Annotated in this window: 19 protein-coding genes; 7 read left to right on the top strand and 12 right to left on the bottom strand. The window is 63.0% G+C overall.

Going from position 1 to position 18,497, the window contains the following annotated elements:
• Positions 1 to 49: 49 nt before the first annotated feature.
• The 6 genes from rng to mreB all read right to left on the bottom strand — a co-directional run bounded on the left by rng (position 50) and on the right by mreB (position 6,204).
• The gene (gene rng, locus B597_RS41650) at positions 50 to 1,507 is read right to left on the bottom strand and encodes a ribonuclease G (RefSeq protein WP_003292438.1); all 1,458 of its coding nucleotides are present in this window, start codon (positions 1,505 to 1,507) and stop codon (positions 50 to 52) included.
• Between the two features lie 86 nt (positions 1,508 to 1,593).
• On the bottom strand, positions 1,594 to 2,184 hold the full coding sequence (locus B597_RS41645; RefSeq protein WP_003292437.1) for a Maf family protein: 591 nt from the start codon (positions 2,182 to 2,184) through the stop codon (positions 1,594 to 1,596).
• Positions 2,185 to 2,286: 102 nt separating this feature from the next.
• Positions 2,287 to 3,429: a PEGA domain-containing protein gene (locus B597_RS41640; protein WP_024162403.1), complete on the bottom strand. Its 1,143-nt coding sequence runs from the start codon at positions 3,427 to 3,429 to the stop codon at positions 2,287 to 2,289.
• Positions 3,430 to 3,607: 178 nt separating this feature from the next.
• Positions 3,608 to 4,096, bottom strand: coding sequence for a rod shape-determining protein MreD (gene mreD, locus B597_RS41635; RefSeq protein WP_003292435.1), 489 nt, complete (start codon positions 4,094 to 4,096; stop codon positions 3,608 to 3,610).
• Complete coding sequence (gene mreC / locus B597_RS41630) at positions 4,093 to 5,049, bottom strand: rod shape-determining protein MreC (protein ID WP_003292434.1); 957 nt, start codon at positions 5,047 to 5,049, stop codon at positions 4,093 to 4,095. The genes mreD and mreC overlap by 4 nt, the downstream gene beginning before the upstream one ends.
• A gap of 117 nt (positions 5,050 to 5,166) precedes the next feature.
• Positions 5,167 to 6,204 carry a rod shape-determining protein MreB gene (gene mreB / locus B597_RS41625; protein ID WP_003292433.1) on the bottom strand — a complete coding sequence of 346 codons (1,038 nt, stop codon included), beginning with the start codon at positions 6,202 to 6,204 and terminating at the stop codon, positions 5,167 to 5,169.
• A 316-nt stretch (positions 6,205 to 6,520) separates the two neighbouring features.
• Between mreB and gatC the strand changes: the two genes are divergently transcribed.
• From gatC to B597_RS41595, 6 genes are all read left to right on the top strand, one after another.
• Positions 6,521 to 6,808 (top strand): Asp-tRNA(Asn)/Glu-tRNA(Gln) amidotransferase subunit GatC, encoded by a 288-nt coding sequence (gene gatC, locus B597_RS41620; RefSeq protein WP_003292432.1) that lies wholly within the window; start codon positions 6,521 to 6,523, stop codon positions 6,806 to 6,808.
• Positions 6,809 to 6,822: 14 nt separating this feature from the next.
• Positions 6,823 to 8,274 (top strand): Asp-tRNA(Asn)/Glu-tRNA(Gln) amidotransferase subunit GatA, encoded by a 1,452-nt coding sequence (gene gatA, locus B597_RS41615; protein WP_003295057.1) that lies wholly within the window; start codon positions 6,823 to 6,825, stop codon positions 8,272 to 8,274.
• A gap of 11 nt (positions 8,275 to 8,285) precedes the next feature.
• Positions 8,286 to 9,731 carry an Asp-tRNA(Asn)/Glu-tRNA(Gln) amidotransferase subunit GatB gene (gene gatB, locus B597_RS41610; protein WP_003292430.1) on the top strand — a complete coding sequence of 482 codons (1,446 nt, stop codon included), beginning with the start codon at positions 8,286 to 8,288 and terminating at the stop codon, positions 9,729 to 9,731.
• Between the two features lie 140 nt (positions 9,732 to 9,871).
• Positions 9,872 to 10,273, top strand: coding sequence for a septal ring lytic transglycosylase RlpA family protein (locus tag B597_RS41605; RefSeq protein ID WP_003295056.1), 402 nt, complete (start codon positions 9,872 to 9,874; stop codon positions 10,271 to 10,273).
• Positions 10,274 to 10,342: 69 nt separating this feature from the next.
• Positions 10,343 to 11,425 (top strand): calcium/sodium antiporter, encoded by a 1,083-nt coding sequence (locus tag B597_RS41600; RefSeq protein WP_003292428.1) that lies wholly within the window; start codon positions 10,343 to 10,345, stop codon positions 11,423 to 11,425.
• A 38-nt stretch (positions 11,426 to 11,463) separates the two neighbouring features.
• Entirely contained in the window at positions 11,464 to 12,549 is a 1,086-nt protein-coding gene (locus B597_RS41595) for a calcium/sodium antiporter (RefSeq protein ID WP_003292427.1), read from the top strand.
• Between the two features lie 44 nt (positions 12,550 to 12,593).
• Here B597_RS41595 and B597_RS41590 read toward each other — a convergent pair whose 3' ends face one another.
• The 6 genes from B597_RS41590 to B597_RS41565 form a co-directional block, all read right to left on the bottom strand.
• Positions 12,594 to 13,019: a bactofilin family protein gene (locus tag B597_RS41590; RefSeq protein ID WP_003292426.1), complete on the bottom strand. Its 426-nt coding sequence runs from the start codon at positions 13,017 to 13,019 to the stop codon at positions 12,594 to 12,596.
• 18 nt (positions 13,020 to 13,037) lie between these two features.
• Positions 13,038 to 13,295: a hypothetical protein gene (locus tag B597_RS41585; protein ID WP_003292425.1), complete on the bottom strand. Its 258-nt coding sequence runs from the start codon at positions 13,293 to 13,295 to the stop codon at positions 13,038 to 13,040.
• A 79-nt stretch (positions 13,296 to 13,374) separates the two neighbouring features.
• Positions 13,375 to 14,358, bottom strand: a complete 984-nt coding sequence (locus B597_RS41580; protein ID WP_024162400.1) for a M23 family metallopeptidase — start codon at positions 14,356 to 14,358, stop codon at positions 13,375 to 13,377.
• A 218-nt stretch (positions 14,359 to 14,576) separates the two neighbouring features.
• Positions 14,577 to 15,518 carry an AEC family transporter gene (locus tag B597_RS41575; RefSeq protein WP_003292423.1) on the bottom strand — a complete coding sequence of 314 codons (942 nt, stop codon included), beginning with the start codon at positions 15,516 to 15,518 and terminating at the stop codon, positions 14,577 to 14,579.
• A 134-nt stretch (positions 15,519 to 15,652) separates the two neighbouring features.
• Positions 15,653 to 16,213, bottom strand: coding sequence for a response regulator transcription factor (locus tag B597_RS41570; RefSeq protein WP_003292421.1), 561 nt, complete (start codon positions 16,211 to 16,213; stop codon positions 15,653 to 15,655).
• Positions 16,214 to 16,244: 31 nt separating this feature from the next.
• The gene (locus tag B597_RS41565) at positions 16,245 to 17,498 is read right to left on the bottom strand and encodes an ATP-binding protein (RefSeq protein WP_003292420.1); all 1,254 of its coding nucleotides are present in this window, start codon (positions 17,496 to 17,498) and stop codon (positions 16,245 to 16,247) included.
• Positions 17,499 to 17,650: 152 nt separating this feature from the next.
• On the opposite strand from B597_RS41565, the gene B597_RS41560 reads away from it, so the two are divergent.
• A complete protein-coding gene (locus tag B597_RS41560; RefSeq protein ID WP_003292419.1) occupies positions 17,651 to 18,355 on the top strand; it encodes an SIMPL domain-containing protein in 705 nt (234 codons plus the stop codon).
• Positions 18,356 to 18,497 lie beyond the last annotated feature (142 nt).

Below are 18,497 nucleotides of genomic sequence, written 5' to 3'. Positions count from 1 at the left end.
GCGGATGCGCTCCGGCCATCCCGGCCCCTGCGGTCTGGTTTACCTTTATTCAGAGCAGCACCACGTCGTACTGTTCCTGCGAGTACATGCTTTCCACCTGGAACTTGATCGAGCGACCGATGAAAGCCTCGAGGTCGGCGACATTGCCCGACTCTTCATCCAGCAGGCGATCGATCACCTTCTGGTTGGCCAGCACGCGATAGCCTTCGGCCTGATAGGCGCGGGCCTCGCGCAGGATTTCGCGGAAGATCTCGTAGCAGACGGTTTCCGGCGTCTTCAGCTTGCCACGGCCCTTGCAGCACATGCACGGCTCGCAGAGCACCTGCTCGAGGCTTTCGCGGGTGCGCTTGCGGGTCATCTGCACCAGACCGAGTTCGGTGATGCCGATGATGTTGGTCTTGGCGTGATCGCGCTCCAGCTGCTTTTCCAGCGTGCGCAAGACCTGGCGACGGTGTTCCTCGTCCTCCATGTCGATGAAGTCGATGATGATGATGCCGCCCAGATTGCGCAGCCGAAGCTGTCGGGCGATGGCGGTGGCCGACTCGAGGTTGGTCTTGAAGATCGTTTCCTCAAGTGTCCGATGACCGACGAAGGCGCCGGTATTGACGTCGATGGTGGTCATCGCCTCGGCGGGGTCGATGATCAGATAGCCACCGGACTTGAGCATGACCTTGCGCTCCAGAGCCTTCTGGATCTCATCCTCGACGCCGTAGAGATCGAAGATCGGCCGCTCGCCGGGATAGTGTTCGAGACGGTCGCCCAGCTCGGGCATCAGCTCGCCAACGAACTGGGTGACCTTCTGGAAATTCTCCCGCGAATCGATACGAATCTTCTCTATCCGCGGATTGACCAGGTCGCGCAAGGTGCGCATGGCCAGCGACAGGTCTTCGTAGATCACCGTTGCCGCTTCGACGGTCTTGATCTGACTGGCGATTTGCTCCCACAAACGGCGCAGGTAGCGGATATCCATCAGGATCTCCTCGCGACCCGCGCCTTCGGCGGCGGTGCGCAGGATGAAGCCGCCGACCTCCTGAATACCCTCGGCAGCCACGCACTCGGCGACTACCTGCTTGAGCCGTTCGCGCTCGGCTTCATCTTCGATACGCAGCGAGATACCAACATGGCTGGTTCGCGGCATGTACACCAGATAACGCGACGGGATCGACAGCTGCGTGGTGAGCCGCGCACCCTTGGTGCCGATGGGGTCCTTGGTGACCTGCACTACCAGGCTCTGGCCTTCATGGACCAGCGCATTGATCGGCTCCACCGCGTTGCCTTCACGGCTGGAAATCTCCGACGCATGAATGAACGCCGCGCGGTCCAGGCCGATATCGACAAAAGCCGCCTGCATGCCCGGTAGCACCCGCACCACCTTGCCCTTGTAGATATTGCCGACGATGCCCCGGCGCTGGGTGCGCTCGACGTGCACCTCCTGCAGGACACCGTTCTCCACCACCGCCACCCGCGATTCCATGGGGGTGATGTTCATCAGGATTTCTTCGCTCATTATTGTTCTCGGCGGTGGCTTGATGTGCAGCACTAGCTGATGGTCGTGGTCGATTCTAACCGGCATGGGCGCCGAAGCCACAGGCTCTAGCTTGAGCCTTTGGTCCAACGCGGGATACCGAACTCATCGAGCAACTGCGCGGTTTCGCACAGAGGCAGGCCGACCACCGCCGAATAGCTGCCATGCAACTGGCTGACGAACGCAGCACCCCAGCCCTGGATGGCATAACCGCCTGCCTTGTCTAGCGGCTCACCGCTGGCCCAATACTGCTCTGCCTCGGCTTCATCGATGACACGAAAGGTGACCTCACTGATGACCACCCGCACTTCACAAGCCGTCCGACTGACCAGCGCCACGGCCGTCATCACCCGGTGCGTGCGCCCAGACAAGGCAGCCAGCATCGCCAGGGCATCCGCGCGATCGACGGGTTTGCCGAGGATGCGCTGATCAAGCACTACGCTGGTATCGGCGCCAAGCACGCAGGCGTCGCGCTCGTCCAGACCGGACAGGCCGGCTAACGCCTTGTCCCGTGCAACGCGCTCGACATAGGCCTCTGGAGACTCGGTCGGCGAGGGTGATTCATCGACCGAGACATCAATCAGGGAGAACGGAACGCCGATCTGCGCGAGCAGGTCGCGGCGACGGGGTGATGCCGAGGCAAGAAACAGGATGCCCATGGTGGGTCCTCAACGGTGAATAAGCGACAGCGTCGCATATCCGGGTACGTCGAGGAAGGCTCAGGGCGCGGCGCGAGAGAGGCTCGGCCGACGCCCCTCTGATCAGAACTTGAAGTTGATTACCTGGTCGGCCTTGAGCGAAAGCGACCGCTTCTGGGTGATGCCGCCAGCGGTGACCTGGATATCATAAACGCCGCCGTCCAGCACCAGTGAGACCGGCGTTGCACCGTACTCCTGGTCATTGATACGCACCTGATCGCCGTACTTGTTGCTGCGCACGATCAGAGAATGCGTCTTGGTGTCGCATTGCTCGTAAGGTACGTCCAGGATCGCACACGGCATCATCTTCTTCGCCGTGACGGTCGCCTCGATATTCATCTGAGCGTTAACGGTACCGTCCAGGCTCATGCTCGCGTGAGCAAAGTCAGTGCGTGTACGGTAACGATACCAACCGGTGTCCAGCGTAACGTCCGCAACCTGGTCGCGGATATCCTCGGCCAATGCGCGCTGATAGTTGTCCAGCACCCATTGCGACATCTGTCCGTCGTTGCGGTGCTCGGCCAGACAGGCGGCGAGGCTCTTGCTGGCCGAGCAGCGGAACGAAACCGACCGCTCGAAGCGAATGGTCTTGTCCAGCTTGCGGGCGATGGCCTGGATCTTCCTGCTGTTGCGTTCGCGCATCTCCGCGGCCAGCTGGGACTTGAGGCGCTCCACATCGCGGGTCGCGAGCGAAAACTTCAGGTGCTCGCTGCCAAGATCTTTTTCCAGGGCAACGACACGCTCGCCGATGGTAGCTGCAGCTTCAGCGCTACGCTTGTGCTCGTCCAACAGATCATCGAGTCGCTTGCGCTCGGTGCTCTGCCCGAGAAAACCGTCGACTTCCAGCCGAATCAGTTTCTTGGTGCTTTGCAACTGCAACTCAATGGCGGCCAGCTCGCTTTTCGCCGTACGCAGCGCGTCCTCGAGCTTCAGCTTCTCAATCAGAATGCTGTCAAGCTCAGCGAGCTTGCTTTCCAATTGCTCCGCCCGAAGCGAATCGGCGGCGTCCCCGGTTTCTGGCGTTGCCTCAGCCACGGGCTGGGGAGAACTGACCAACTGCTGCGCCTGTTGAGCGCTGCCAGCCTGGGAATAGCCAGCACCTATGATCAATACCAAAAGCAGAGAGCCGGCCGTACCGGCGGCAGCCATTGCCGTGCGGGTGCGAGCCCATTGCGGCCTGGAACAATTCATAACGCCAGCTTCCATACCCTTTCGCCCGTGCTGTTGTGCTTGCTGTTGTTCTAAAACAGGGTGCCAGTAATAGCTATAAGCCATCAATCGCTGCCATGATTCCAGAAATGGCCAGCAGCATCAAGCCGCGAGTCGTCCCGCCTATCCAAGCCATCACAAAGATCTGGCCACTAACGCTCAAACGATATCATTTTCAATACACGGCAAACCGCTGCCGAAGCCCTTGCAGCGCAACGAACAGCCACGGCCAGAGCAATACACTGATTGGCACCGGCGCCAGAAACAACAAGGTCGGCGGGCGATTGCCAGTCAATGTGTTGAGCCACAACTGCACCAACTGCGCAAGGCCGAACACCACCAGGAACACCATGCTCTGCTGCCACAAGGGGAACATGCGCAGGCGCTGCTGAAGGCTGAGCACCAAAAAGGCGATCAGGATCAGAGGCAGTGCGCTCTGACCGAACAGCGTACCGGCAAGTACATCCTGAGCGAGACCGAAACAGAAAGCGGCACCAAGCCACCCCCGATGCGGCAGTGTCAGCGACCAGAAGGCGATGACCAGGCCAAGCCAAAGCGGACGGGCAAGCTCCGCGGTGCCGGGCATGGGCACCACGCTGAGCAGCAGCGCCATGGCCAGGCTGAACCAGATGACCCACCCATTGTTCGGCCGCCCACTGATCATTGCCCCGTCTCCGACGCCGGCGTATCGGGAGCAGTCCGAGGGACATCTGCGGCCCCTGCATCGACAGCCGGCGAGGCAACTGCGGCGCCTTCGGCCGCTGCCTTCCGATCGGCGTCGTTCTGCGCCTGCGCCGCCGCTTCCGCACGCTCTTCCGGCGTCCGCGAATCACTGAATACCAGCATCAGGTAGCGACTGCGATTGAGCATCGCGGTCGGCACTGCACGAACGATGGCAAATGGCTGGCCCGAGCCCCGCACCACTTCCGTGACCTGGGCGACCGGGTAGCCACTGGGGAAGCGCTGACCGAGCCCTGAACTGACCAGCAGGTCACCGGCCTTGATATCAGCGGTTTCCGCGACATGCCTTAGCTCCAGGTAGTCCGGACTGCCGGTTCCAACGGCAATGGCCCGCAAACCATTGCGATTGACCTGCACCGGGATGCTGTGCGTCACGTCCGTAAGCAGCAGCACGCGGGCCGCGTGTGGCAACACCTCGACCACCTGCCCCATCAGCCCACTGGCATCCAGTACCGGCTGCCCCATGAAGACACCATCCTTTTCGCCCTTGTCGATCAGGATACGGTGGGTGAACGGGTTCGGATCAAGGCCGATAAGCTCAGCAACGAGGACCCGGTCGTCGACCAGAGCCGAGGAGTTCAGCAGTTCGCGCAGCCGCACGTTCTGCTCGGTGAGCATGGCCAGCTTCTGCAGGCGACGCTGCATCAGCAGCGCTTCGGCCTTGAGCCTCTCGTTTTCCGCCATCAGGCTGTTGCTGCTGGCGATTTGCTCGGTAGCACCTCGCCAGAGGCGCACCGGTGTCTCGGCCACCCAGTAGAAGGGCGTTAACACCAGCGACATCTGATTGCGCACTGTCTTCAACACGTCGAAACGCGCATCCACCACCATCAGCACGACACAGAGCACGACGAACACCAGCAGGCGCGCGCCGAGCACAGGTCCCTTGGCAAATAGCGGCTTGATTGCGACTACCTCGCGGCTTCAGGCTAAAACGCGACAGGCCGAAGTCGGCGCGACCGATGCGTTCGGCTCGTCATGAACGACGGCGCATGCTCACTCAGTGGACAGCAGGTCCATGGCGTGACGATCCATCATTTCCAGGGCACGACCGCCGCCTCGGGCCACGCAGGTCAGCGGCTCCTCGGCGACGATCACCGGCAGGCCGGTTTCCTGGGCGAGCAGCTTGTCCAGGTCCCTGAGCAACGCGCCACCACCGGTCAGCACCAGACCACGCTCGGCGATGTCCGAGGCGAGTTCCGGCGGCGACTGCTCCAGTGCACTCTTGACTGCCTGAACGATGGTTGCCAGCGATTCCTGCAGCGCCTCGAGGACCTCGTTGGAGTTCAACGTGAAGCTGCGCGGCACACCTTCGGCCAGATTGCGCCCACGGACATCCACCTCGCGAAGCTCGCCGCCCGGGAAGGCTGTGCCGATTTCCTGCTTGATGCGCTCAGCGGTGGACTCACCGATCAGACTGCCGTAGTTGCGACGCACATAAGTCACGATGGACTCGTCGAAACGATCACCGCCGACCCGTACGGACTCGGCGTAAACCACGCCATTGAGCGAAATAAGCGCGATCTCGGTGGTACCACCGCCGATATCGACCACCATCGAGCCACGCGCTTCATCGACCGGCAGGCCGGCACCGATCGCCGCAGCCATCGGCTCTTCGATCAGGAACACCTCACGGGCACCCGCACCCAGCGCGGATTCGCGGATGGCACGACGCTCGACCTGGGTCGACTTGCAGGGCACACAGATCAGCACGCGCGGGCTGGGCTGCAGGAAGCTGTTCTCGTGCACCTTGTTGATGAAGTACTGCAGCATCTTCTCGCAGACACTGAAGTCGGCGATCACGCCATCCTTCATCGGGCGGATCGCATTGATGTTGCCCGGGGTACGGCCCAGCATGCGCTTGGCCTCGGTGCCTACGGCGACGACGCTTTTCTGGTTGCCATGGCTACGAATGGCGACCACCGAGGGCTCATCGAGAACTATGCCGCGATCACGCACGTAAATAAGGGTATTGGCAGTGCCCAGGTCGATCGACAGATCACTGGAAAACATGCCACGCAGTTTCTTGAACATGGGAAAAGGGCCCTGAGGCAAACGCGTGGGGAAAAAAGTGCCGCAAACTCTAACAATGGTGCGAACTTAGGGCAAGGCGCGAGTCCGCCCGGATTACGCAAGACGTAAGCCATTGTGCGCCAGGCCGCAGCGCAGGAGCGAAGCTCGACCCAAGCTGCATACCGCGCCCACGCTACCGATAACCACCCCAGGCATGTAAGATTGACGGCTTTTCCGGGCTCGAAAGCCCATTGCCGCGGCTCGCCCCGCGCCGCCATGCGCCCCGTCCAGTCGACGGAAGGTGCAACCCCGATTCGCTTTCCGCTGGAGATACCCGATGGCGCTTGAACGCACCGAGGTGGAAAAGATCGCTCACCTGGCCCGCCTGGGCCTGTCTGAAGCCGACCTGCCCCGCACCACCGAGACACTCAACAACATTCTAGGCCTGATCGATCGCATGCAGGCGGTCGACACCACCGGCATCGAGCCTTTGGCCCACCCGCTGGAAACCACTCAGCGGCTGCGCGCGGATGTGGTCACCGAGACCAACCAGCGTGATGCCTACCAAGCCATCGCACCCGCCGTGGCAGAAGGCCTCTACCTAGTTCCGCGGGTGATCGAGTGATGAAGGACACCGACATGCACAATCTGACGCTTGCCGAGATCGCTCGCAGCCTCGCCGAAAAGCGTTTTTCCGCCGAGGAACTGACGCGCACCCTGCTGACTCGCATCCAGCAGCTCGACCCGCAGCTCAACAGCTTCATCAGCGTTACCGATGAGCTCGCTATCGCGCAGGCCAGGTCTGCCGATGCACGTCGCGCCGCTGGCGAGAGCGGCGCGCTGCTGGGTGCGCCGATTGGCCACAAGGACCTGTTCTGCACCGAGGGCATCCGCACCAGTTGCGGCTCGAAAATCCTCGACAGTTTCAAGGCTCCCTACGACGCCACCGTAGTCGAAAGACTCGCGGCGGCCGGCACGGTCACCCTCGGCAAACTGAATATGGACGAGTTCGCCATGGGCTCGGCCAACGAATCGAGCTACTACGGCCCGGTCAAGAACCCCTGGGACCTGACCCGCGTGCCAGGTGGCTCCTCGGGCGGTTCTGCGGCAGCCATCGCGGCACGCCTGTTGCCTGCCGCCACCGGCACCGATACCGGCGGCTCGATCCGCCAGCCAGCGGCGCTGACCAACCTCACCGGCCTCAAGCCGACCTATGGCCGGGTTTCGCGCTGGGGCATGGTGGCCTATGCATCGAGCCTCGACCAGGGCGGCCCCATGGCCCGCACGGCCGAAGACTGCGCACTGCTGCTGTCGGCGATGGCCGGCTTCGATGCCAAGGACTCCACCAGCGTCGACCAGCCACTGGACGACTACCTCGCCGGTCTTAGCCAACCCCTCTCCGGCCTGCGCATCGGCCTGCCGAAGGAATATTTCGGCGCCGGCCTCGACCCGAAGATCGCTGACGCCGTGATGGCGTCCGTCGAGGAGCTGAAGAAGCTCGGCGCCACGGTCAAGGAAATCAGCCTGCCGAACATGCAGCATGCGATTCCCTCCTATTACGTGATCGCGCCAGCCGAGGCCTCTTCCAACCTCTCGCGCTTCGACGGCGTGCGCTTCGGTTATCGCTGCGAAAATCCGGTCGACCTCACCGATCTCTACAAGCGCTCGCGTGCCGAAGGCTTTGGCGACGAGGTCAAGCGGCGCATCATGGTCGGCACCTACGCGCTGTCGGCCGGTTATTACGATGCCTACTACCTCAAGGCGCAGAAGATCCGTCGCCTGATCAAGCAGGATTTCGTCGCAGCCTTCGAGCAGGTCGACCTGATTCTCGGCCCGACCACGCCGAACCTGGCCTGGAAGCTCGGCGAGAAGAATGCCGACCCGGTTTCCGCCTACCTGGAAGACATCTACACCATCACCGCCAACCTGGCCGGCATTCCGGGCCTGTCGATGCCGGCCGGTTTTATCGACGGGTTGCCGGTGGGCGTCCAGTTGCTCGCGCCGTACTTCCAGGAAGCGCGCCTGCTCAACGTGGCGCACCAGTATCAACAAGTCACCGATTGGCACACGCGCGCCCCGGCCGGATTCTGAGGAGATTGAAGATGCAATGGGAAACCGTGATCGGGCTTGAGATCCACGCACAGCTCGCCACCCAGTCGAAGATCTTTTCCGGCAGCGCCACCACCTTTGGCGCCGAGCCCAACACCCAGGCCAGCCTGGTCGATCTGGGCATGCCCGGCACCCTGCCGGTGCTGAATGCCGAAGCGGTGCGCATGGCCTGCAAGTTCGGCCTGGCGATCGACGCCGAGATCGCGCCGAAGAACGTCTTCGCGCGCAAGAACTACTTCTACCCTGACCTTCCCAAGGGCTACCAGACCAGCCAGATGGATCATCCCATCGTCGGCAAGGGCCACCTGGACATCACCCTGGAAGATGGCAGCACACGGCGCATCGGCATCACCCGCGCGCATCTGGAAGAGGATGCCGGCAAGAGCCTGCACGAAGACTTCCACGGCATGAGCGGCATCGACCTGAACCGCGCCGGCACGCCGCTGCTGGAGATCGTCTCCGAGCCGGACATCCGTTCGGCCAAGGAAGCGGTGGCCTATGTCAAGGCGATCCATGCGCTGGTGCGCTACCTCGGCATCTGTGACGGCAACATGGCCGAAGGCTCGCTGCGCTGCGACTGCAACGTCTCGGTGCGGCCCAAGGGCCAGGCCGAGTTCGGCACCCGTGCCGAGATCAAGAACGTCAACTCCTTCCGTTTCATCGAGAAGGCGATCAACCACGAGGTGCAGCGCCAGATCGAGCTGATCGAGGACGGCGGCAAGGTGGTGCAGGAAACCCGCCTGTACGATCCGAACAAGGACGAGACGCGCTCCATGCGCAGCAAGGAAGAGGCCAACGACTACCGCTACTTCCCCTGCCCCGACCTGCTGCCGGTGGTGATCGAGCAGAGCTTCCTCGACGAGGTGCGCGCCAGCCTGCCGGAGCTTCCGGTGCAGAAGCGTGAGCGCTTCGAGCGCGAGTTCGGCCTGTCCGCTTATGACGCCACGGTGCTGGCCGCCAGTCGCGAGATGGCCGACTACTTCGAAGCCGTGCAACAGGTCTGCGGCGACGCCAAGCTGTCGGCCAACTGGGTGATGGGCGAGCTGTCCAGCCTGCTCAACAAGGACGGCCTGGAAATCGACCAGTCGCCGGTATCGGCCGAGCAACTGGGCGGCATGATCCTGCGCATCAAGGACGACACCATCAGCGGCAAGATCGCCAAGATGGTCTTCGAAGCGATGGCCGCCGGTGAAGGGTCGGCTGACGAGATCATCGAGAAGAAAGGCCTCAAGCAGGTCACCGACTCCGGCGCCATCGAAAAGATGCTCGACGAGGTGCTGACGGCTAATGCCGAGCAGGTCGAACAGTATCGTTCCAGCGACGAAGCCAAGCGCGGCAAGATGTTCGGCTTCTTCGTCGGCCAGGCGATGAAGGCGTCCAAGGGCAAGGCCAACCCCGGCCAGGTGAACCAACTGCTGAAGAAAAAACTCGAAGGCTAAGCTGAGCGACGGGCCTCCGCGGTTGCCCCTGCGGCAACCGCGGACATCGCGGCATCACTGCTCCCGGCACCGCCACAACGTCGCGACACCTGCCGCGGGGCATCGCCGACTCAGCGATCGACCCAACGGAAGGATTGTCCATGCGCCTGACACGCTTCACTGCCCTGCTGCTTCTGGCCCTGTTGGCCAGTGGCTGCGCCGATCGCCAGCCGACTCAGCAGCCCAAGGCACCATCCGCCACAGAGGAGCGCTTCAGCCAGAGTGGCAAAGCGTCCTACTACGCGCGCATGCACCACGGCCAGCGCACGGCAAATGGCGAAACTCATGATCAGAATGCCCTGGTAGCCGCCCATCGCAGCCTGCCGTTCGGCACGCGCGTACGCGTAACCAACGAGCAGAACGGCAAGCAGGTGGTGGTACGCATCAACGATCGCGGACCGTTCCGACGCGGGCGGATCATCGACCTCTCCCGTGCCGCGGCGCAGCAGTTGGGCATGCTCGAGCGTGGCGTGGCCCGCGTACGAATCGAAGTGCTCCCATGAAAGCCATCACCGACGCCGAGGCAGCATGACAGCCGCGAACACCGTACCACTCGCCACAGGAACCCAGGCATGTCGCTGATGACCTTCGCCTACCTCATCGGCGGGTTGGTCTTGCTCGTCGTCGGTGCCGAAGCGCTGGTTCGCGGGGCTGCCAAGCTTGCCGGCCGCTTCGGCATTCCGCCGCTGATCATCGGCCTGACCGTGGTCGCCTTCGGCACCAGCGCACCGGAAACGGCGGTCAGCGTTCAGGCATCGCTGAATGGCAGCGGTGACATCGCCGTCGGCAATGTCATAGGCAGCAACATCGCCAATATACTGCTGATCCTCGGGATTTCCGCACTGATTGCCCCGCTGCTGGTGTCCCGGCAGTTGATACGCCTCGACGTGCCGGTGATGATCGGCGCCGGACTGCTCTGCTACGCCCTGGCCTGGAATGGCAGCATCAGCCGACTGGATGGCGCCCTGCTGCTGGTCAGCCTGATTGCCTACACGGTGTTCCTGGTGGTTGCCAGCAAAAGGGAAAAGGCGCCGGCGCTCGACGAGTTCGTCACCGAATTCGGCCCCACCGGCGACGACAAGCCGTTCGCCTGGGTCCGTCAGATGCTGTCGATCCTGCTCGGCCTCGGCCTGCTGATCGGCGGCTCGAACCTGCTCATCGAGGGCGCAGTTGGCCTGGCACGAACGCTCGGCCTTTCGGAGCTGGTCATCGGCCTGACCGTGGTCGCCGTCGGAACCTCAATGCCGGAACTGGCCTCCTCGGTGCTCGCGGTGCTCAAGGGCGAACGCGACATCGCCGTGGGTAATGTGGTGGGCAGCTGCATTTTCAATCTATTGCTGGTACTCGGTGCGGGCGCGGCAGTATCGGCAGACGGCCTGTCCATATCGCCGAACGCGCAGTCGTTCGACTTCCCGGTGATGCTCGCCGTGTTCGTCGCCTGCCTGCCGATCTTCTTCTCCGGCTACTGCATCCGCCGCTGGGAAGGCCTGCTGTTCTTTGCCTACTACCTGGCCTATACCCTGTACCTGGTCATGTTCGCCACCGGCCTCGGCGCCATCGAGCTGTTACGTGTTGCAATGCTCTGGTTCGCCTTTCCCTTGACGGCTGTCACGCTTTTGGTGATCTTCCTGCGCGCCTGGCAACGCCAGCGCTAACCCCTCATTTCCTACCTGTCTTTGCGGAGTTCCACATCGTGACCCTGATGACTTTCGTCTACCTCATTGCCGGCCTGGTGCTGCTGGTCGCTGGCGCGGAGGTGCTGGTGCGCGGCGCAGCCAAACTCGCCGCCCAGTTTGGCATTTCGCCACTGGTCATCGGCCTCACCGTGGTCGCCTTCGGCACCAGCGCGCCAGAGACGGCAGTCAGCGTGCAAGCCGCACTCAACGGCAGCGGCGATATCGCCATCGGCAACGTGGTCGGCAGCAATATCGCCAACGTACTACTGATTCTCGGCATGACCGCGCTGGTCGCGCCGCTGGTGGTGTCGCGCCAACTGATCCGCCTGGACGTGCCGATCATGATCGGTGCCAGCCTGGTCACCTTCGGCCTCGCCTGGGACGGCGAACTCAGCCGCATCGACGGTGCGCTGCTGTTCGCCGGGGTTGTGGCCTACACGCTGTTCCTGATCATCAGCAGTCGCCGCGAGAAAGCGGCAGAGGCCGACGATGAATTCGCCAAGGAGTTCGGCCTGGACGAACCGGCCAAGCCGCACGCGGGTCTGATCAACGCCGGCCTGGTGCTCGCAGGCCTGGTGCTGCTGGTAGTGGGTTCCAACTTTCTCGTCGAGGGCGCGGTGGCCCTGGCCCGCGCGCTCGGACTGTCGGAGCTGGTCATCGGTTTGACGGTAATTGCCATCGGCACTTCGCTGCCGGAACTGGCGACCTCGATCATGGCGGCCATCCGCGGCGAGCGGGATATCGCCGTTGGCAACATCGTAGGCAGCAACATCTTCAACCTGCTCTGCGTACTGGGCCTGGCCTCGCTGGTGTCGCCGCAGACGATTGGTGTTTCCTCCAACGCACTGGCCTTCGACTTCCCGGTGATGATCGCGGTCGCCGTGGCCTGCCTGCCGATCTTCTTCGCCGGCTACTGCATCAAACGCTGGGAGGGTGCGCTATTCCTCGCCTACTACGTGGCGTACACGCTGTATCTGGTGCTGGCCAGCACCGGCCGACCGTTCGCCGAAACCTTCGGTGACGCCATGCTCGGCTATGCACTGCCGCTGACCGCCATCACCCTGCTGATCATTGCCGCCCGCGCCTGGAAGGCTCAGCGCTGAGCCGGCTCTGAGATGATGGGCGGGCCTGGCCGGCCGCCCATCGCTCAGCCTTCGCGAACCCGCGAACGAGGCAGCTCAAGGACCTGGGCCGAGCCCTCCTCGTCACCCATCCGACTGAGCGTGCCATCGACCACCGCGCCACTTTCCATGCTCAGCTGGCGGTAGCGGATGTTGCCGCGAACCCGCGCATTGGAATGCAGCTCCAGCAGGTGCTCGACCAGCAGATCGCCGACGATGGTGCCATCGATCAGCGCGTCGTAACTGCTGACATTGCCTTCGATCCTGCCCTCGGCGCTGAGTGCCAGGAGGCTGTGCGTACCCGGTTTATGGCGGACATCCCCCCGTATCTCGCCACTTACCTTGAGTCCGTCCTCGAACGTCATATCGCCATCCAGCGAGAGATTGCCGGAGACCAGACTGGAAAACTGATCAATGGCGATGCGAGGCGTCGATTTCTTCCTGCTGAACATCATCTACTCCACAAAGGTTCAAAGAGCCTTCTTCTGCTGCCGGAAAAAGGCCAGCTCGGTCTGTAGCCGCTCCACCTGAGCGGACTGGGTGGCGATGCGCCTGAGCAACTGTTCTTCGGTCGCCTGAGCCTCCCTGTGCTGCAGGCGACCGTTGTCCAGAGCCACCCGCAACGCCCGGCTCTCTTCATTCAGCGCGTCAATACGTTGCGCATGAGCGGCCTGTTCCAGATTGCGCAGATAAAGCAAAGCAGCGATCACGCACAGCAGCACGAGCATGCCCCAGCGTCCGCCAGCGCTGGCCCCGGCAATCCGTGGCCGGTGTTCGGCACGAACCAGCTCGCGGGTCGACGGCCTTCTAGTCGTTCGCCAGGCCATCGCTGACGCGCTCCAGATCGCCAAGAGCCAGGAAACGCTGCGGGTCGACGAAACGCCCCTTGTGCAACACTTCGAAATGCAGGTGCGGGCCAGTAGATCGTCCAGTGGAACCAACCGCACCAATGCGCTGCGCGGGCGTGACCAGCTCGCCCCGGCGCACATCCAGCCGCGACAGATGTGCATAACGGGTCACCAGGCGATTGCCATGATCGATTTCCACCAGCTTGCCGTAGGCACCGCGATAGCCGGCAAAGCGCACCCGCCCACCGGCTGCAGCGACGACCTCGGAGCCGGCCCTCAGCGCAAAATCGACCCCCGAATGAAAGGCCAGCTGCTTGCGAAAGGGGTCGACACGATTGCCGAACGCCGAACCGAGACGGGCCTCGCCTACCGGGCGCCGGGAGGGAATCGCCATGAGTGCGGCGTTGCGCTGGGCTACGCGCTGCATCAACGCATCGAGCATCACCCGCATGCAGCGCGCCGAACTTTCACTGCGCGCCAGATCGCTCAGCGACCTGTCGGCGACATCGGCTTGCAGCGTTGCGGAACAGCCGCGCGGCGGTAGAAGCACGCCACCCTGCCCGTCTCCCGGGCGCTCCGAACGATCGGGCGCCATCCCGGGCAGCAGCGCCGGGTCCAGAGCCGACAGCTGCGCGTGCAGCAGGCGCTGCTCGTCCATCATCAGCTGCAAGGCAAGCAGGTCGGACTCCAGCGACTTCAGACGACCAACCACTTCGCCGACACGGGCGATGGCGAACCGCTTCTCCTCGCCAGGGCCGGGTTCGACCTGCACCGTGGGCTGGGGTTGCGCCTGCAGATCTCGGCCCAGCCAGAGGCCACCGGCGAAGCTGCCCAGACTCAGCGCCAGCATCAGGACAAGTCCCGGCGCCACAAGCCGACGCAGGCTGACGACACGAATGCCGTCCCGTGTCAGCGACCGGTTCGAAGGTTTGAGGATCGACATTGGGAAATCTCTGAAGCACAACCGTTCATCGCCCCAAGCCAGCCGTCTCATCGCCCAAGGCAATCTGGCGCAAACGAGCGATTTGCTGAGGCATCATGAGCGATTACGCCCCTCACGGCGCCTTTCTTATGCTTAAAAGCGGACCTGGATCACATTAGAGCCAGGCAGTAGCAAACCGCCAGCACGGCATCGATCGCCGACTCCGCCCGCCAGACGCTCTATATCCAGCCCAGCCAGCCGAGCAGAAACAATCCCAGGTTAATGCTAAGCGCAGCCATCAGGGTCGTGATGACGATTATGGCTGCCGCCAGTTGGTGATTGGAGTTCACCGCGCGCGCCATGACGAAGCTCGCGGCGGCTGTGGGGCTGGCAAAGTAGAGAAAGAGAATACCCAGCTCGGCGCCGCGGAAGCCAAACATCCAGGCACCCGAGGTCGCGATCGCCGGTAACCAGATCATTTTCATCAGACTCGAGCTCAGCGCACTGCCGCTGCTCTGGCGCAGCACATCCAGAGTTAGGGTGGCGCCGATGCAGATCAGGGCCAGTGGCAGGGTCATCTGTGCAAAGTACTGCCCGGATGTCATCAACCAGCCAGGAAGGGCCACCTGCCAGTAGGCGAACGGCACCGCGGCCACCACACCGATAATCAGCGGGTTGCGCAGGATACTGAGGAGAATGCCCTTTGCCCCGACACGCCCTCCAGGGCTGTACATCGCCAGCACAACTGCCGAAAGGCTGTTGTAGACCAGAATAACCACACCGGCCAGCACGCCGCCGAGCGAGAGACCGTAATCGCCGTAGAGGCTGCTGGCCAGCGCGAGGCCGACGATGCCATTGTTGCCGCGGAAGGCCCCCTGGACGTATACGCCGCGATCGGCGGTCGGGCAGCGCCAGAGCGCCCAGATCCAGGCGAGAGCAAAGGTGGCGATGGTGGCGAAGACGAAATAGATCAACAACCCGGGCTGCAGCGCCGTGTTCAGGTCGGCCTTGATGATGGAAATGAACAGCAGCGTCGGCATGGTGCCCTTGAACACCAGCGCGGAGGCGGTAGATACGAAAGCGGCATCAATCCAGCCGAGACGCTTGAGCGCAACGCCGAGAAAGAGCATGGCGAACACCGGAGCGGTCACGCTCAGGGTCTGCAGAACAAGGGGAAGCATGGGGAGGTCCGCGACTACGAAAGCGCAAGCATAAAGCAAGAGCGCCGCGACGGCTCATCCACAGCCGCGCCGGAGGGCAAGCCGCCGGGCAGCAGCCGGGCTATCGACACCCGGCGTTCAGCGGTGCCCTCGAGTCAGCGCCGGACCGGTCGCTTCTGCAGCTTGCGCTGCAAGGTTCGACGATGCATCCCCAGCGCGCGAGCAGTGGCGGAGATGTTGCCGTCGTGCTCGCTGAGCACGCGCTGGATATGCTCCCACTGCAGGCGGTCGACCGACATGGGGTTTTCCGGTACCAGGCTGTCCAGATCGGCATGCTGAGACAGCAGTGCCGCCAGCACGTCGTCGGCGTCAGCAGGTTTGCACAGGTAATTGCAGGCACCACGCTTGATCGCCTCAACGGCGGTGGCGATGCTGGAGTAGCCGGTCAGGATCAGCACCCGCATTTCCGGGTCCAGTTCGAGCAGCTTGGGCAGCAGCACCAGGCCGGAGTCGCCCTCCATCTTCAGGTCGAGCACCGCGTAGTCGGGGATGTCCTGCCTGGCCAGAGCCAGGCCCTCCTCGGCCGAGCCGGCGATACTGACCTGCAACCCGCGGCGACTCATGGCACGCGCCATTACACGAGTGAAGGTGGGGTCGTCATCCACCAACAGCAGATGAGGTTGTTCTTCGCCCTCTTGCTGCAATTCGTCGGTCATCTGTGCATTTCCTCGCATTGGACACTCGGGATCAGGCGCGCACCGAACCACGTGGCAGACGCAGTTCTGTCAGTGTGCCACTTTCTTCGTGATTGTAGAGCTTCACTGTGCCTCCAGCGCGCGTCACGCTGGCCTGACTGAGAAACAGACCAAGGCCGAAACCTTTACCCTTGGTCGTGATGAATGGCCTGCCGATCTGCTCGGCGACGGCCAGCGGCACACCTGCACCGTGGTCGCGGATGGTCAGCCTGATCCACTGGGCATCCCAGTCCAGGCGAATATCGAGGTTCTCCGGGCTGGCGTCGGTGGCGTTGTTCAGCAGGTTGAGCAGCGACTGACTGAGGTCTGCCGGCGGCATCAGGCGCGGCGCGCTGCCGAGGCCCACGCACTGGAAGCGAAAGGTCGCTTCAGGACGCATCAGGTGCCAGCGCTGCAACACCGTGTCGACCCATTCGCGAGCCGTCTGCTCGACGATCGCCTGGCGGCGATCAGCCTCGGCAGCGCGCACCAGTTGGCGCAGGCTCTCCTTGCACAACTGGACCTGCGACTGCAGCAGGCCAAGGTCTTCGCTCAGCTGCGGGTCCTGGTACTCCTGGCGCAACTCCTTGAGCAGCACGCTCATGGTCGCCAGCGGAGTACCCAGCTCGTGCGCAGCCCCGGCGGCCTGCGTAGCCACGGCCAGCAACTGCTGATCGCGCATGCTTTCCTCGCGACGCTGGGCCTGCTGCTCTTCCTGGCGGCGCAGCTGCTCGGCCATGCGCGCGACGAAGAAGGTGATCAGCGCTGCTGCCAGCGCGAAGCTCAGCCACATGCCGTAAACCTGCAGCGTGGCGCGCTCCAGCGGCGGCAGGGCGAGCGGGTCGTACCACACCAGCATCAGCGTATAACCAAGCAGAGCCAGGCCGGACAGCACGATCGAATACAGCCAGGGCAGCGTCGCCGCGGCAATGGTCAGCGGGACCAGATAGTAGGACACGAAGGGATTGGTCGAACCGCCGGAGTAGTACAGCAGGGCACTGTGAATCAGCAGGTCGCAGCCAAGGTGCACCGCATATTCCAGATCGGTGACCGGCCAGGGGCCACGCAATCGCAGCGCGGTGCCCAGGCAAAGCACGGCCGACACAGCAAGCGTGATACCGAGCGCAAGCCAGGGCAACTCCAGCAACTGAGTCGCGTAGGCGACACCCACGGCGCCGGATTGCGCGGCCAGCACAACGACGCGGATGAGGGTCAGTAAGCGAAGATTCTGCCGGCTGGCAGAGAGCAGCGGGACGGATGCGTACATGGAGTCTCCAACGATTCGGCGGAGTATAACCAAGCCGCCCGGTGCCCAGCCCGAAATGCGGCAACGCGCCGCACGGGCGGCTGCATAGATTGGCCGGCGCAGGTAGAGTCTTGTGCTATCGCACCGCCGAGGTGCTCCAGCAAGGAACCGTCATGTCCCGTATCCTCCTGCACAGTGCCGCTCTGCTGGCGGTTGTCGCCAGCTTCACAAGCCTGCCCGCCATGGCCGAACAGCCCCGCTACAACCAGGTCGCACTTCGCGCCGAAGTCAGCAGCGAAGTCGCTCATGATCGCATGCACGTCACGCTCTACAGCGAAGCACAGCACAGCAATCCGGCCGAACTCGCGGCGCAGAACACCCGCACGCTGAACCAGGCGCTGCAGAGCGCACGCCAGAACAAGGACGTGATCGTCAGCCAGGGCAGCCGCAACAGCTACCCGGTCTACGACGACAAGGGCCAGCAGATCACCGGCTGGCGCGAACGTGCCGAGCTACGCCTGGAAAGCAGCGACTTCGCCAGCCTGTCGAAACTGACCGCCGAACTGATGAAAAGCCTGAAAATGGGCGGCATGTACTTCAGCGTCTCCGACCCGATCCGCAAGCAGAACGAAGATGCCCTGCTCAAGGATGCCGTCGCCGCCTTCCAGGCTCGGGCACAGCTGGCGACCGAGGCGCTCGGCGGCAGCGGCTACAAGCTGGTGAGCCTCAACCTCAACGGCGGAGGATTGCAGCCGGTCATGCGCAGCAGCGCGATGAAGATGGACATGATGGAGTCGGCACCCATCCCCGAAATCGAGGCGGGCAGCCGCCAGGTCACGGTCAGCGCCGATGGTGTCATCGAAGTGCAGATGCCGTAGCTGGATCACGATCGAGCGGCAAGCACACGCCCCGCTCGATCGATAAATATTTCCTTACAATCGCAGAACCCCGACGGCAGTAAGGCTGCCACCCTGTTCAACCCATGCAAATGAGAAATTATCGCGAACAAACGTAAATTCT

Origin of the sequence: Stutzerimonas stutzeri KOS6, assembly GCF_000307775.2 — a bacterium.
Lineage (GTDB): Bacteria > Pseudomonadota > Gammaproteobacteria > Pseudomonadales > Pseudomonadaceae > Stutzerimonas > Stutzerimonas stutzeri_B.
This window is presented reverse-complemented; position numbering and strand designations above follow the sequence as displayed.

Excerpts from the sequence above, each read along its gene's own strand:
- rng (WP_003292438.1), bottom strand. The coding sequence starts at position 1,507 with ATGAGCGAAGAAATCCTGATGAACATCACCCCCATGGAATCGCGGGTG.
- B597_RS41645 (WP_003292437.1), bottom strand. The coding sequence starts at position 2,184 with ATGGGCATCCTGTTTCTTGCCTCGGCATCACCCCGTCGCCGCGACCTG.
- B597_RS41640 (WP_024162403.1), bottom strand. The coding sequence starts at position 3,429 with ATGGAAGCTGGCGTTATGAATTGTTCCAGGCCGCAATGGGCTCGCACC.
- mreD (WP_003292435.1), bottom strand. The coding sequence starts at position 4,096 with ATGATCAGTGGGCGGCCGAACAATGGGTGGGTCATCTGGTTCAGCCTG.
- mreB (WP_003292433.1), bottom strand. The coding sequence starts at position 6,204 with ATGTTCAAGAAACTGCGTGGCATGTTTTCCAGTGATCTGTCGATCGAC.
- gatC (WP_003292432.1), top strand. The coding sequence starts at position 6,521 with ATGGCGCTTGAACGCACCGAGGTGGAAAAGATCGCTCACCTGGCCCGC.
- gatA (WP_003295057.1), top strand. The coding sequence starts at position 6,823 with ATGCACAATCTGACGCTTGCCGAGATCGCTCGCAGCCTCGCCGAAAAG.
- gatB (WP_003292430.1), top strand. The coding sequence starts at position 8,286 with ATGCAATGGGAAACCGTGATCGGGCTTGAGATCCACGCACAGCTCGCC.
- B597_RS41605 (WP_003295056.1), top strand. The coding sequence starts at position 9,872 with ATGCGCCTGACACGCTTCACTGCCCTGCTGCTTCTGGCCCTGTTGGCC.
- B597_RS41600 (WP_003292428.1), top strand. The coding sequence starts at position 10,343 with ATGTCGCTGATGACCTTCGCCTACCTCATCGGCGGGTTGGTCTTGCTC.
- B597_RS41590 (WP_003292426.1), bottom strand. The coding sequence starts at position 13,019 with ATGTTCAGCAGGAAGAAATCGACGCCTCGCATCGCCATTGATCAGTTT.
- B597_RS41585 (WP_003292425.1), bottom strand. The coding sequence starts at position 13,295 with ATGCTCGTGCTGCTGTGCGTGATCGCTGCTTTGCTTTATCTGCGCAAT.
- B597_RS41580 (WP_024162400.1), bottom strand. The coding sequence starts at position 14,358 with ATGTCGATCCTCAAACCTTCGAACCGGTCGCTGACACGGGACGGCATT.
- B597_RS41575 (WP_003292423.1), bottom strand. The coding sequence starts at position 15,518 with ATGCTTCCCCTTGTTCTGCAGACCCTGAGCGTGACCGCTCCGGTGTTC.
- B597_RS41570 (WP_003292421.1), bottom strand. The coding sequence starts at position 16,213 with ATGACCGACGAATTGCAGCAAGAGGGCGAAGAACAACCTCATCTGCTG.
- B597_RS41565 (WP_003292420.1), bottom strand. The coding sequence starts at position 17,498 with ATGTACGCATCCGTCCCGCTGCTCTCTGCCAGCCGGCAGAATCTTCGC.
- B597_RS41560 (WP_003292419.1), top strand. The coding sequence starts at position 17,651 with ATGTCCCGTATCCTCCTGCACAGTGCCGCTCTGCTGGCGGTTGTCGCC.